We start from the raw sequence: 12,677 nt of genomic DNA, 5'->3' as shown, positions 1-12,677 counted from the left end.
CTCGGCCGTTCCCCACCTGCGGGATGGCGTAACGCATTGGAAACGAGGCTTTCATCCCCCATTGACAAGGGAGGCGGCCGGGATTAGCGTCCGCTCATTCTACTAAAACGTTTTTAGGAGATGGAAGAGGTGGCACGGTGACCGTACCGGACGAGGGAGAGGCGCCGCTCCGGCCACCCTCCGGTGAGCCGCCTCCGGTCCTGGCACTGGCCGGGGTGAGCAAGGCGTTCGGCGCCGTGCGGGCGTTGCGTGACGTCTCCCTCGACCTGTACGCGGGAGAGGCGCACGCGCTCGCCGGGGAGAACGGCGCGGGCAAGTCCACCCTGGTGAAGATCCTGGCGGGCGTGCACCGCCCGGACACCGGGCAGGTGCTGCTCGACGGCGAGCCGGTGGAGTTCGGCAACCCCGCCGACGCCCAGCGGGCGGGCGTGGCGGTGATCTACCAGGAGCCCACGATGTTCCCCGACCTGTCGGTCGCCGAGAACATCTTCATCGGCCGCCAGCCCAGGAGCACGCTCGGCCGGATCGACCGCGGGGCGATGCACGCCCGCGCCGCGGAGCTGTTCGCCGGGCTCGGCGTGGCCCTGGACCCCGAGCAGCCGGCCCGTGGCCTGTCCATCGCCGACCAGCAGCTCGTCGAGATCGCCAAGGCGCTGTCGCGGGACGCGCGGGTACTGGTGATGGACGAGCCCACCGCGGCGCTGTCGGGCAACGAGGTCGCCCGGCTGTTCAACGTGGTCAAGACATTGCGCGAGCAGGGGTGCGCGGTCCTGTTCATCTCGCACCGCCTGGACGAGATCTTCGAGCTCTGCCAGCGGGTCACCACGCTGCGCGACGGCGCCTGGATCGCCGGGGAGCCGGTCGCGGGCCTGACGCACGAGCACCTGATCCGCCGGATGGTCGGCCGCGACCTCGACACCCTCTACCCCAAGCAGGAGACCGAGGTCGGCGAGGTGGCGCTCAAGGTCGGCCGGCTCACCCGGGAGGGCGTGTTCACCGACGTCTCCTTCGAGGTGCGGCGGGGCGAGATCGTGGCCCTCGCCGGGCTGGTCGGGGCGGGACGCAGTGAGGTCGCCCGCGCGATCTTCGGCGTGGACCGCTGGGACGCCGGGACCGTCGAGGTGAACGGCAAGCGGCTGCCCGCCGCGTCCCCGACCGCCGCGATGTCCGCGGGCCTCGCCCTGGTCCCCGAGGACCGGCGCCAGCAGGGCCTGGTGATGGATCACTCCATCGAGCGCAACATCGGGATCACCGGCCTGAGGGCACTGCGCCGCGGCCCGGTGATCTCCCGAGCCGCCGAGCGCGACCGCGCCCGTGACTGGGCGATCCGGCTCCAGCTCAAGTTCAACCGGCTGTCGGACACGGTCAACGTGCTCTCCGGCGGCAACCAGCAGAAGGTCGTGCTGGGAAAGTGGCTCTCCACCGGCCCCGACGTGCTCATCATCGACGAGCCCACCCGGGGCATCGACGTGGGCACCAAGGCCGAGGTGCACCGGCTGCTGTCCCAGCTGGCCGCCGACGGTCTCGCCGTACTGATGATCTCCTCCGACCTGCCCGAGGTGCTGGGCATGGCCGACCGGGTCCTGGTCATGCAGGAGGGACGGCTCGTCGCCGAGATCCCGCGCGAGCGGGCCACAGAGGAGAGTGTCATGTCAGCGGCGACCGGGAGGGCCTCGTGATCGAGCGGAACGAGAGCCGCCCCCGACGGCGGCGCACCGGGGGACACGTCCAGGGCACGCGACCGGCGGGGGAGGGCGCATGAGCGCCGTCACCGCCGGGCGGAGCACCCGCGGCCTGGTGGACCTGGTGTTCCGGGCCCGCGAGCTGAGCATCGTGGCGGCGCTGGCCGTCCTGGTGGCGGTGACCGCGAGCACCAACGGCAACTTCCTGTCCGGCCAGGGCCTGACCGACATCTTCCTCAACGCCTCCATCCTGGTGCTGCTCGCCGTCGGCCAGTCCGTCGTCGTCATCACCCGCAACATCGACCTGTCCGTCGGCTCGATCGTCGGCCTGGTGGCCTTCACCGTCGGCGACCTCCTCTCCGCCGACCACGGCAGGGGCGTCGTCTTCGCGGTCGTGCTGGGCGTCGCGATCGGCGCGCTCTGCGGCATGATCAACGGCCTGCTGGTCAGCTTCGGCCGGGTACCGGCCCTGGTGGTGACCCTCGGCACGCTGTACGTGATCCAGGGCGTCGACCACTACATCGCCCACGGGCGGCAGATCAACGCCGTCGACCTGCCCCCGGCGCTGCTCTCCCTGGGCAACGGCTCGGTGTCCGGGGTGCCGTACCTGCCGATCATCGCCGTCGTGGTGATGCTGGCCGTCGGCTACTACCTGCGCTCCTACGCCTCGGGCCGCGACTTCTACGCCATCGGCTCCAGCCCGGAGGCCGCGAGCCTGGCGGGCGTGCCGGTGCGGCGCCGCGTGATGGGGGCCTACCTCTTCAGCGGCGCGCTCGCGGGCCTGGCCGGGGTGCTCTGGCTGTCGCGGTTCGGCACCGTGGTCGCCGACGCAGCCAACGGCTGGGAGCTCCAGGTGGTCAGCGCCGTCGTGGTCGGCGGAGTGGCGATCACCGGCGGCGTCGGCACCGTCTACGGCGCGGCGCTCGGCGCGCTGCTGCTCACCACCATCACCAGCGCGCTGGTCGTGCTCAAGGTCAACCCGTTCTGGCAGCAGGCCATCACCGGGGCGCTGCTGCTCCTGGCGATCAGCGTCGACCGGCTGCTCGCGCTGCGGGTCGCGCGGGTACTGCGGAGGAGGAACTCCCGACATGGCTCCTGACGTGACGACCGTGAAGCCCGAGGCGCGGGCCGTACCGCCGGCCGGACGGCCGGAGCGCGGCTCGCTCGGCCGCCTGCTGCGCTGGGACGTGTTCGTCGGCCTGCTGCTGGTGCTGGTCTTCATCGCCGGTTCGGCCGGATCGCCCGGTTTCGCCAGCGTCGGCAACCTGTCGTTCGCGCTCGGCGACCTGGGGGAGATCGCGCTGATCGCGCTGGCCATGACCATGCTGGTGGTGGCCGCGGAGGTGGACCTGTCGGTGGCCTCGGTGCTGGGCCTGTCCAGCGCGCTGGTCGGCTCGCTCTGGGACGCGGGCTGGGCGATCGAGACGATCATCCCGCTGGTGGTCGTGGTGGGAGCGGTGTGCGGGCTGGTCAACGGCCTCCTGGTCACCCGGCTGGGATTGCCCTCGCTCGCCGTCACCATCGGCACGCTGGCGCTCTACCGCGGCCTCGCCTACGTGGTGCTGGGCGACAGGGCGATCGCGGAGTTCCCGGCGCAGTACACGGAGCTCGCGGTGGGCGACGTGCCGGGCACGCCGATCCCGTACCCGGTGGCGCTGTTCGTGCTGCTGGCCGTGATCACCGCGGTGGTACTGCACGCCACCGGCTTCGGCCGCTCGCTGTTCGCGATCGGCGCGCAGGAGGAGGCGGCGCGGTTCGCCGGCATCCGGGTCAAGCGGATCAAGCTGATCCTGTTCGTGCTCTCGGGCACCGTCGCGGCCTTCGCCGGAGTGATCTTCACCCTGCGGTACGGCAGCGCCCGCGCCGACAACGGCATCGGGCTGGAGCTGGCCGTCATCGCCGCCGTGCTCCTGGGCGGCGTCGACTTCGACGGGGGCAAGGGCACCCTCGGGGGCGTGATCGCCGGAGTGCTGCTCATCGGCCTGCTGCGCAACCTGCTCATGCTCAACGACGTGGCGACCGAGATCCAGTCGATCGTCACCGGCCTGCTCCTGATCATCTCGGTGATCACCCCGCGTCTGGTGAGCGCGGCGTCGCGGCGCAGGCACGCCAGGGCCGTCCGGGACGCGTCACCACAGAGGGCCGACACCTCGTGAGGTGACGAGGTGACGAGGTGACGAGGTGACGAGGTGACGAGGTGACGAGGTGACGAGGTGACGAGGTGACGAGGTGACGAGGTGACGAGCACAGAGCTCCGCGGCCGTGCGGCCTCGCGTCCACGCCATCGGGGCCGTCAGGGTCGTCAGGCACCGGTGGCCGCGGAGGCGAGGAGCGCGACCCCGCGCAGCGGCGCCACCTGCTCGTCGGTCAGGCCGTACCTCTCCTGCAGCTCGGCGACGCTGCCGTGGCTGACCAGGGTACGGCCGGACTCGTCCTGCCAGACGAGGATCTTCAGGGGCAGGTCGAGGGCGAGCAGGGGCGCGGCGACCATCAGCGGGGTGCCCGACGCGGGGTCGCCGAAGATCACCAGCTTGGCGGGCCGCATGCTCAGCCCGGCCTCCGCGGCGGCCACGTCGTGCTCGATGACGGCGAAGAGCCTCAGCCCCCTGTTCGCGATCAGCTCTTCGAGCCGGTCGAGCGTCTCGGTGACGGAGCCGGGCGAGACGCGGGTGACGGTGTTCAACGATGCCTCCGGTGCGGGAGCCCCGGCTTCCGGTCCCCGGGAGAACGGGTTCCCCGAGAGCGGCTCCCCATGGGAAAGGTGCGGGCGGAACGGGCAGGGGGTCTCAGAACAGGAAGGTGAGCGGCAGGCAGCACCCGAGGACGGCGACCGCGGCGCCCGCGCAGGCCGCGATCCGGGTGGTCAGCGGATCGTTGACCAGGGGGCCCATCACCGACCGGTCACGGCAGAAGTGGACGAGCAGGAACAGCGCGACGGGCACGCCGAGCGAGATGACCACCTGGCTCACGATCAGCAGGCTGGTCAGCGGCACGCCGAGCACCAGGGCGAGGACGGCCGGTGTCATCGTCACGACGCGCCGCAGCTGGATCGGTACGCGGACGTTCAGGAAGCCCCGCATCACCACGTCCCCCGCCAGGGTGCCCACCCCGCAGGAGGAGACCCCCGACGACAGGAGCATGACGGCGAACGCGAGGGCGGCGGCGCCGCCGGCCAGGGCCGGCAGCTCCGCGTGGGCGGCGAACAGGTCGCCGGTCCAGGCCCCGCCCGTCGCCGTCCCGAGCCCGGCACCCAGGGCGATCATCGAGACGTTGACGACCGTGGCCGTGCCGAGGCCGAGCAGGCAGTCGATCCGCAGCGCCCGCCGGACGAGCGCGGGCCGCCGCCAGGCCGCGCCGACCGGCCACCCCCGGCCCTGCACCAGCGCGGAGTGCAGGTAGATGGCGTGCGGCATCACGGTGGCGCCGACGATCCCCATGGCGAGGATCAGGGAGCCACTGCCGTCGAGGCGGGGCACCAGCCCACCGGCCAGCCCGGTGACGGACTGCCGGCCCACCGCGACGATGTCGTAGACGACGCCCGCCCCGACGAGCAGGAGGCTCGCGGCGCTGACGAGCTCGAACCGCCGCGTCCGGCCGTGCCGCCGCAGCTGCAGCATGAGCAACGCCACCACGGCGGTGACCACCGCGGACATCGCGGGCGGCATCCCGAAGAGCAGCTGCATCCCGATGGCCGCGCCGACGAACTCGGCCAGGTCCGTGGCCAGCACCACCACCTCGGCCTGGAGCCACAGCAGGAGGCTGCCACGGCGGGAGAAACGCTCGCGGCACAGCCGGGGCAGGCTCCTGCCGGTCGCCATGCCGAGCTTCGCCGCCTGGAACTGCACGAGGAGCGCCACGAGGCTGGCCAGCACGACCACCCACACGAGCAGGTAGCCCGACGTCGCCCCGGCCGTCAGGTTGGTGGCCACGTTGCCGGGATCCACGTAGGCGATCGCCGCGACGAACGCCGGTCCCAGGATCGGGGCCATCCGCGAGCCACCCGGCCGGGAGGGGGGCCGGGGCGCCGAGGCGGGCGGGGGCAGCGTCAGCGTGCCGTCGTCGTTCATCCGTGCCTCCCGGCGCCTCCCGGCGTGCCGTGCCTGCCGCCACCCGTGTTCGGCGGGCGTTCATCGGCGAGCGGGCGTCGAGCTCCGCCCCGGCGGTACGAGACCGCACGACGTCCCGTGCTCGCGAGCGCATAACCGGAAAGTGTGAATTAGCGGTATATCGCAGTCTCAGTGCCGCAAACCAAAGATTACTCAGCCGAAGAATGAAGACAAGCGGCCGAGGTCTGGCGGGGGCAAATAAATAGCCTGCCTCAGGAATCCACCTCTTATGTTTTCAAAGGCGGCAAGTCGCCTAAATGGCGATGGTCTCAGGGACGCCGTGCCGTTGCGCGGCTGGGCCGCTGAGCCGCCGGGAAGCCGTGATCCCGGACGGCCCCGGCCTTCGGGCGCTCGGCCGCTCGGCCGCTCGGACGAGGATCGGGCCCCTCCGGGCGCTCGGGCGGCGGCGGGCCCCGCTCCGGGTGTCAGGCGGGGGCGCTCAGGGACGGCACCGCCTCGGACAGGGGCCCCGGCCCGGACAGGGGCTCGGGCTCGGGGAGGGGGCCCGCCGTCTCGGATCCCACCGTGATGGCCGACCGGGGGGTGCGCTCGCGCACGTCCTCGCTGCGGATCGCCATCACGGCCGGTGGGCTGCCCAGGTCGCCGTACCGGGCGGCGACGGCGGCGGTGATGGCCCGGCCCGCGTCGGCGACCGTCTCCTTCGCCGAACCCGGCGGGTGGGCGGCCGACAGGTGGCCCAGCAGCGCCGCGAACCGCAACTCCTCGGCCGCCGCGCGGGGAGCCCCGTCGTCGGACGGGGGCAGCGGCCGGTCCAGCCAGAACACCCCGCCGCGCAGGAGCGCGGGATACGTCACCTCGCCCCGCTGGAGCGTGAGCACGGAGTCGACCAGTAACCGCCCGAACTCCTTCAGGTCGGTATCGGGTGGCAGATCGGTCGTGACCAGCAGCGAAACCCTCAGCGCGTCAACCATGAGCGGCTATCCCTCCTTGAGGGGCTCATAGTAGGGGGCGCCACCGACAGTTACGGCGCGCCCGGTGGAACGTGTCGGAATCAGGTGCCCGCCGCGGTGCCGTAAGGCCGTGCCGGTGCTGAGGAGAGTGCTGAGGAGACGGTGCCGGGGGAGGGTGGGACGCACCCGGCGGAGGTCCCTCGCGGGCTCGACGAAGAGGGCGGCCGGCGTGCGTACCGTACGGGCCCCGGTGGCTGTTTGTGAATCTACGTTGTAAAGGCGGCGGGGTGGGTTGAGAGACTTTGGGCCGTGTCTAGGTCCATAACGCCATGTCGGAGCCGATGAGTGTGTGATTGGCTGTTCGCAATGGACATCTCATCGCGGGCTTCCGCCTACCTCGCGGCATATGACGAGCAGCTCCGGGCCAGGCCGATGCCGGGCCGCACCGCCGAGCGGATCGGGCCGCTGCTGAGGACCGTGTCGAACGGCCACGGCCAGGGGTTCCTGACGTACCGGGACCTGGGCGGTCTGGAGGGCGCCGAGCTGGACGCCTTCATCGCGCGCCAGCGGGACTTCTTCACCCGGGTCGGGCGCGAGGTCGAGTGGAAGTACCACGGCTACGACCTGCCCGCCGACCTGCCCGAGCGGCTCGTGGCGGCCGGGTTCGAGCCGCGGGAGCGGGAGACGGTGTTCGTCGGCGAGGCGGGCGAGCTGGCCGGTGCCAAGGCGGCGCCCGCGGGGGTACGGCTGCGCGAGGCGGCGGGGCGGGACGACCTGGAGCGCATCCGCGAGCTGGAGGAGACGGTCTGGGACGCGGACCACGGCTGGCTGCCCGGCATGCTGGAGCGCGACCTCGCCGGTCCCGGCGACCCGTGCGCGGTGGTGGTCGCCGAGGCGGACGGGCAGGTGGTGTGCGCGGCGTGGGCGCGCTTCCACGAGGGCACCGACTTCGCCTCGCTGTGGGGCGGCTCGACGCTGAAGGAGTGGCGGGGCAGGGGCGTCTACCGGGCGATGGTGTCGTACCGGGCGGAGCTGGCGGTGGCGCGGGGGTTCCCCCTGGTGCAGGTGGACGCCTCCGACGCCAGCCGCCCCATCCTCGCCAGGCTGGGCCTGGAGGCGATCACGACGACGACGCCGTACGTGTGGGTGCCGCCGACGCTCTGACCACCGGGCACCGGCGGCGCGACGCGCCCGGTGAGCCGGTCGCGGCGCCTGGCCGGGGCCGCCGAGGCGGACGGTCCGTCGTGGCGGCCGGGAGGGGAGACGCCGGCCTTCACGTGAGGGGCGGGCGCCGGGCGGATCTGGATATTCTGGCGCGGATCCGGAAGCGTACGTCATGCCGCGGCGTCGCGGCTCGCCCACGAGAGGACACGCATGCCCGAGGTGCTCAGCAGGCGCGCGCTCAACCGGGCCACCCTGGATCGGCAGCTGCTGCTGACCCGTGCGGAGCTGCCCGCGCTGGAGGCGGTCCGCCACCTGTACGGCATGCAGGCCCAGGCGCCGAACCCTCCCTACGTCGGGCTGTGGACCCGCCTGTCCGGGTTCGCCGCCGACGATCTCGCCCGGTTGATCGACGAGCGCCTGGTGGTGCGGCTGTCGCTGATGCGCTCCACCATCCACCTGGTCACCGCCGACGACTGCCTGGCGCTGCGCCCGCTGCTGGGGCCGACGCTGGCACGGGGCCTGCGGGGTACGGCGCACGGCAGGGGGCTGGCGGGCGTGGACCTGGACGAGCTCGCCGCCGTGGGACGGAAGCTGGTCGAGGAGCGCCCGCTGACCTTCCGCGAGCTCGGCGCGCTGTTGCGCGAGCGCTGGCCGGAGGCTCCCGCCGCCGACCTGGTCGCCGGGGTACGCAACACGCTGGCGTTGGTCCAGGTCCCGCCGAGGGGGATCTGGGGGGTGGGCGGGCAGGCCGCCCACACCACCGCGGAGGCGTGGCTGGGCCGGTCCCAGGACGAGCGGCCCGGCCGCGTCCTGGCCGAGGAGGCGATCGGCCGCTATCTCGCCGCCTACGGTCCCGCCACGGTGATGGACGCCCAGCAGTGGTCGGGCATGACCCGCCTGGGGGAGGTCTTCCGCGAGATGGACCTGCGGACCTTCGTGACCGAGGACGGCGCGGAGCTGTTCGACCTGCCGGAGGCGTCGCGCCCCGACCCCGCGACCCCCGCCCCGGTCCGCTACCTGTCGGAGTTCGACAACACGCTGCTGTCGTTCGCCCAGCGGACCAGGACCCGGATCACCGAGGAGGAGTACCGGGGACGGATCTTCACCGTCAACGGCATCATCAAGGCGACGGTGCTGGTCGACGGTTTCGTACGGGGCATGTGGAAGGTGACGGGGAAACGGGACGAGGCGGTCCTGGAGGTCGAGCTCTTCGCGCCGGTGAGCGAGGGGGAGCGGGCGGAGCTGGAGGTGGAGGGGGCGCGCGTGCTCGACTTCGTCGCCCCGGCGGCGACGTCCCGCGACATCCGCTTCCGGCTCCCGGAGGCCTGAGCGGGCCGTTTGACGGGCCGGGCTCCGCGGACCGCATGCTCCCGGGCCGCACGCTCAGGACACGGGCGTCCTGGGCAGGCCCGAGACGACCATCGCGATCAGCATCTCGTAGCTGGTGTTCAGGTCCTCGTTCAGCCCGAACCCGCCCGCCCCCTCCAGGGAGGCGAAACCGTGCACGGCCGCGCGGACGCAGCGGGTGGCGTGGAGCGCCTGGGCCCCCTCCAGCCCGTAGCCGCGCAGCACGGCGAGGATCACCTCCAGCAGGCGGGTCGCCGTGCCGACCAGGTCGGGATCGATGAGCGGGTTGTCGGGGAAGGCCGCGTAGCGGTGCGGGAAGTCGACCACGTAACTCCGCCAGGCACGCATGAGGGCCGCCATCGCCTCGTCGCGGCTCTTGCCCGTCGCCGCCGTGCCGAGCCGTGCCGCCATGTCGTCCATCACGCGCAGGCCGACGAGCTTGCGCAGCTCGGCCAGGCCACGGACGTGCTTGTAGAGCGAGGGAGCGGCCACCCCGGTGCGGGCGGCCACCGCGGCCAGCGTCAGCGCGCCCGGTCCCTCCTCGTCGATCAGGGCCAGCGCCGCGTCCACCACCGAGCCGGAGGTCAGGCCCGCCCTAGGCACGGACCGCTCCGGCCAGGAAACCCGCCAGGGCGGCGAAGGTGGCCTCGGGCATCTCGGCGTGCGGGTAGTGGCCGGCACCCTCGATCATCGCGACCTCGGCCGTGGCGGCGTACGGCCTCAGCACCTCCCCGGCCAGGCGGGCCTCCGCGGCGGGATCGGGGAAGTCGGGGTCCTTCGACCCCATGACGATCAGCACGGGACAGGTCATGCGAGGGGCGCAGTCGGTCCAGTGGCCCTCGGAGGGGGCGACCACCCCGGAGACGGCGGCCATCCTGCCGGGCCCGCGCAGCGTCGCCCTCAGGTCGCGCAGGTAGCCGGGAAGGTCGGCGGGCTTCGCCGTGGGGTAGAGCGAGCGGTAGTACATCCCCCACAGGAGGGGGCTGGCCATGACGAGATCCTTCACCAGCCGCAGCATCAGGCCGAGCCGCGGCTGCCCGACGAAGGGCGCCAGCATGGCCACGGCGCTCACCTCGCCCTCGGCGGCGGTCGCCGTGGTCCACGCCACCGCTCCCGCGCTGGAGGAGCTGCCGACCAGGACGGCGGGGCCGCCCAGATGGCGGACCAGGGCCAGCAGGTCGGTGCCGATCGACCGGGGGCTGTAATCGGGCCAGCCCGTGCTGGACTCGCCGTGACCGCGCACGTCGATCGCGGCGACCCGGTGGCCCGCCCCCGCCAGTAGCGGCGCGAGGAACCGGAACACCTTGCGGGTGTCGCCCATGCCGTGCGCGCACACCACCAGCGGCCCGTCCTTCGGTCCGGCGACCTCGTACGCCAGCCGCCCGCCGGCCACGTCCAGGAACTCCGTGCCTATCATGCGCACCCCTTGGCTACTGTTCATAGCCTTAAAGCTAAGATGCGTAGCTTCTGTCGTCAAGTGTCCGCCCGCGGTGGAGGGCGGATCCGGGCGAGCCGTCCGGCGGTTGTCCCCGAGGGGCGACCCGGCGGCGGCCCAGGCGCTCGCCGTCCGGCTCGAACCGGGCTTCGGGTGAGGCAGGTGCGCTCTCCGGGTCAACGGGCGCGTAGTGGGGGAGGGGCACGTCCATCCGGAGCTCGTCCGTCGCGTCGGATCCGCTGGGCCGCATGAGGTCACCGAAATCCTTTCCGCCGGCGGCGCCGTGAGCTGCGGACCATGTCGTTGCCCTCCCATGAGAAAGGGCCCTGTACCCTGGGCCTCAATCACACCGGTTTCCAGAACGAAGCCGCCGGCCTGCCACCGGGCCTTCTGGCAGCCTCCCCGACAGCGATCGTCGTCGCCGACCACGGTGACGACTCGAGCGAACATGTCGGCCGACGGGGGTCGGTGATTCGGCAGCCGCCCGGTTTCGAGCGAAAACGCATCTGATCAGGCGCCGTGGTGGGAGAGGACGGACCATGAATGTCGCATATCGCCAGAGACCGGTCTTCTCGGCTCTCCATGGCGTCAGCGAGGGCGACGGGCCAGGGAGCACGGTGACGAACAGCGTCACGTCATGACGGGCGACGAGGGGACGCTCTCCTCGGCGGCGAATTCCTCGACGGGCCGCGCGTCGACGGACCCGGCCTGTACCGGATCGACGGCCCTTCGTCGGTATTCGCCGGTCCGGCCGGTCCGGTAAGGACGCGGTCCACCGTCCGGGAGTCCGACCGGTGAGCACCGTCGCCTTCCTCAACATCGCCATGCACGGGCACGTCAACCCGACGCTGCCGGTCGTCGCCGAGCTCGTCCGCCGCGGCCACTCCGTCGTCTACCACACCTCGCCCGCGTTCTCGGAGGAGATCGCGGCCACCGGCGCGACCGTGTTCCTCTACCCCGGGGGCGACCGGCCGCTCCCCGACCCGCCGATGCCGCTCACGATGCTGGACGGGCTCGCCCGCGCCGCCGTCGGGCTGCTGCCCGCCGTGCTCTCCGACCTGCGTCGCGTACGGCCGGATCTGGTGGTCCACGGCGCCATGTGCCCCTGGGGCGCGGTCGCCGCCCGGGAGCTCAGGGTGCCGGCGGCGGCGACGTTCACCACGTTCGCGTTCAACCGGCACGCGCCCAGCCCCACCCACGCCTCGCGGGAGTTGCTGGTCTCGGCGGTGAGGCGGCCCCGCAACGCCTGGGGCTACCTGCGGTCGCGGTGGGAGCTGTACCGCCGCTACGACACCCGCGGGCTGCCCCTGCTCGACCTGGCGAACGCGCGCCAGCCGCTCAACCTGGTCTTCACCTCGCGCGCCTTCCAGCCCGGCGCCGACGCCTTCGACCGGTCGTACCGCTTCGTCGGCCCGAGCCTCGGGGCCCGTCCGCCCGACCCGTCGTTCCCGGCCGACCGGCTGCGGGACCCGGTGCTGTACGCCTCGCTGGGCACGGTGTTCGACGCCACCCCGTGGCTGCTGCGCCCCTTCGCCGCCGCGCTCGCGCCGCTGGGCGGCACCGTGGTCATCTCCACCGGGCGCACCGACCCGGCCGAGCTGGATCCGCTGCCGGCCAACGTGCTCGCCCGCCGCTTCGTACCGCAACCGGAGGTGCTGGCCCGTGCCGCGCTGTTCGTCACCCACGGCGGGATGAACAGCGTCAACGAGGCCATGCACGCGGGGGTCCCGATGCTGGTGGTCCCCCAGGGGGCGGACCAGCCGCTGGTGGCCCGGCGAGTGGTCGAGCTCGGTGCCGGCCTGTCGATCCGTACCCGGGACGTCGCCGTGGGAACGGTGAACGCCCTCGCCCGGCACCTGCTCCGCGAGCGGCGCTTCCGGGTGGCGTCGGCCACGCTGCGGGTCGCCCAGCGCGAGGCCGGCGGTCATCTGCGCGCCGCCGACGAGCTGGAGCGCTACCTGCACCGGGGTGAACCGGGCGGGCGGGGCGGGCGACCGGCCGCCCCGGCGGACTCGCCGCGGGAGCGCTGACC

Annotated in this window: 11 protein-coding genes; 6 read left to right on the top strand and 5 right to left on the bottom strand. The window is 72.8% G+C overall.

What is annotated here, in order from left to right:
* The first annotated feature begins 215 nt into the window (after positions 1-215).
* From ACFYWM_RS08785 to ACFYWM_RS08775, 3 genes are all read left to right on the top strand, one after another.
* On the top strand, positions 216-1,679 hold the full coding sequence (locus ACFYWM_RS08785; RefSeq protein ID WP_389911122.1) for a sugar ABC transporter ATP-binding protein: 1,464 nt from the start codon (positions 216-218) through the stop codon (positions 1,677-1,679).
* A gap of 79 nt (positions 1,680-1,758) precedes the next feature.
* On the top strand, positions 1,759-2,781 hold the full coding sequence (locus ACFYWM_RS08780) for an ABC transporter permease (protein ID WP_389910818.1): 1,023 nt from the start codon (positions 1,759-1,761) through the stop codon (positions 2,779-2,781).
* Positions 2,771-3,838 (top strand): ABC transporter permease, encoded by a 1,068-nt coding sequence (locus tag ACFYWM_RS08775; protein ID WP_389910815.1) that lies wholly within the window; start codon positions 2,771-2,773, stop codon positions 3,836-3,838. The genes ACFYWM_RS08780 and ACFYWM_RS08775 overlap by 11 nt, the downstream gene beginning before the upstream one ends.
* Positions 3,839-3,984: 146 nt before the next feature.
* On the opposite strand, the gene ACFYWM_RS08770 is transcribed toward ACFYWM_RS08775, so the two are convergent.
* From ACFYWM_RS08770 to ACFYWM_RS08760, 3 genes are all read right to left on the bottom strand, one after another.
* A complete protein-coding gene (locus tag ACFYWM_RS08770) occupies positions 3,985-4,365 on the bottom strand; it encodes a DUF302 domain-containing protein (protein WP_389910812.1) in 381 nt (126 codons plus the stop codon).
* Between the two features lie 103 nt (positions 4,366-4,468).
* Positions 4,469-5,749, bottom strand: coding sequence for an Nramp family divalent metal transporter (locus tag ACFYWM_RS08765; RefSeq protein ID WP_389910810.1), 1,281 nt, complete (start codon positions 5,747-5,749; stop codon positions 4,469-4,471).
* A 464-nt stretch (positions 5,750-6,213) separates the two neighbouring features.
* A complete protein-coding gene (locus ACFYWM_RS08760; RefSeq protein WP_389910807.1) occupies positions 6,214-6,720 on the bottom strand; it encodes a hypothetical protein in 507 nt (168 codons plus the stop codon).
* A 345-nt stretch (positions 6,721-7,065) separates the two neighbouring features.
* Here ACFYWM_RS08760 and ACFYWM_RS08755 point away from each other — a divergent pair, with 345 nt between their 5' ends.
* Together ACFYWM_RS08755 and ACFYWM_RS08750 are read left to right on the top strand one after the other, a co-directional pair.
* Positions 7,066-7,863: a GNAT family N-acetyltransferase gene (locus ACFYWM_RS08755; RefSeq protein ID WP_389910804.1), complete on the top strand. Its 798-nt coding sequence runs from the start codon at positions 7,066-7,068 to the stop codon at positions 7,861-7,863.
* Positions 7,864-8,073: 210 nt separating this feature from the next.
* Positions 8,074-9,192: a winged helix DNA-binding domain-containing protein gene (locus ACFYWM_RS08750; RefSeq protein WP_389910801.1), complete on the top strand. Its 1,119-nt coding sequence runs from the start codon at positions 8,074-8,076 to the stop codon at positions 9,190-9,192.
* 54 nt (positions 9,193-9,246) lie between these two features.
* Here the strand turns inward: ACFYWM_RS08750 and ACFYWM_RS08745 are convergent, their stop codons facing one another.
* Both ACFYWM_RS08745 and ACFYWM_RS08740 read right to left on the bottom strand, forming a co-directional pair.
* Positions 9,247-9,813 (bottom strand): TetR/AcrR family transcriptional regulator, encoded by a 567-nt coding sequence (locus ACFYWM_RS08745; protein WP_389910797.1) that lies wholly within the window; start codon positions 9,811-9,813, stop codon positions 9,247-9,249.
* Entirely contained in the window at positions 9,806-10,651 is an 846-nt protein-coding gene (locus tag ACFYWM_RS08740) for an alpha/beta fold hydrolase (protein WP_389910794.1), read from the bottom strand. Before ACFYWM_RS08740 ends, ACFYWM_RS08745 begins: the two co-directional genes overlap by 8 nt.
* A 788-nt stretch (positions 10,652-11,439) precedes the next feature.
* Here ACFYWM_RS08740 and ACFYWM_RS08735 point away from each other — a divergent pair.
* Entirely contained in the window at positions 11,440-12,675 is a 1,236-nt protein-coding gene (locus tag ACFYWM_RS08735) for a macrolide family glycosyltransferase (protein WP_389910791.1), read from the top strand.
* Positions 12,676-12,677 lie beyond the last annotated feature (2 nt).

The organism is Streptosporangium sp. NPDC002721, assembly GCF_042888905.1.
GTDB lineage: Bacteria > Actinomycetota > Actinomycetes > Streptosporangiales > Streptosporangiaceae > Streptosporangium.
This window is presented reverse-complemented; position numbering and strand designations above follow the sequence as displayed.

Excerpts from the sequence above, each read along its gene's own strand:
- ACFYWM_RS08755 (WP_389910804.1), top strand. The coding sequence starts at position 7,066 with ATGGACATCTCATCGCGGGCTTCCGCCTACCTCGCGGCATATGACGAG.
- ACFYWM_RS08760 (WP_389910807.1), bottom strand. The coding sequence starts at position 6,720 with ATGGTTGACGCGCTGAGGGTTTCGCTGCTGGTCACGACCGATCTGCCA.
- ACFYWM_RS08780 (WP_389910818.1), top strand. The coding sequence starts at position 1,759 with ATGAGCGCCGTCACCGCCGGGCGGAGCACCCGCGGCCTGGTGGACCTG.
- ACFYWM_RS08750 (WP_389910801.1), top strand. The coding sequence starts at position 8,074 with ATGCCCGAGGTGCTCAGCAGGCGCGCGCTCAACCGGGCCACCCTGGAT.
- ACFYWM_RS08775 (WP_389910815.1), top strand. The coding sequence starts at position 2,771 with ATGGCTCCTGACGTGACGACCGTGAAGCCCGAGGCGCGGGCCGTACCG.
- ACFYWM_RS08740 (WP_389910794.1), bottom strand. The coding sequence starts at position 10,651 with ATGAACAGTAGCCAAGGGGTGCGCATGATAGGCACGGAGTTCCTGGAC.
- ACFYWM_RS08765 (WP_389910810.1), bottom strand. The coding sequence starts at position 5,749 with ATGAACGACGACGGCACGCTGACGCTGCCCCCGCCCGCCTCGGCGCCC.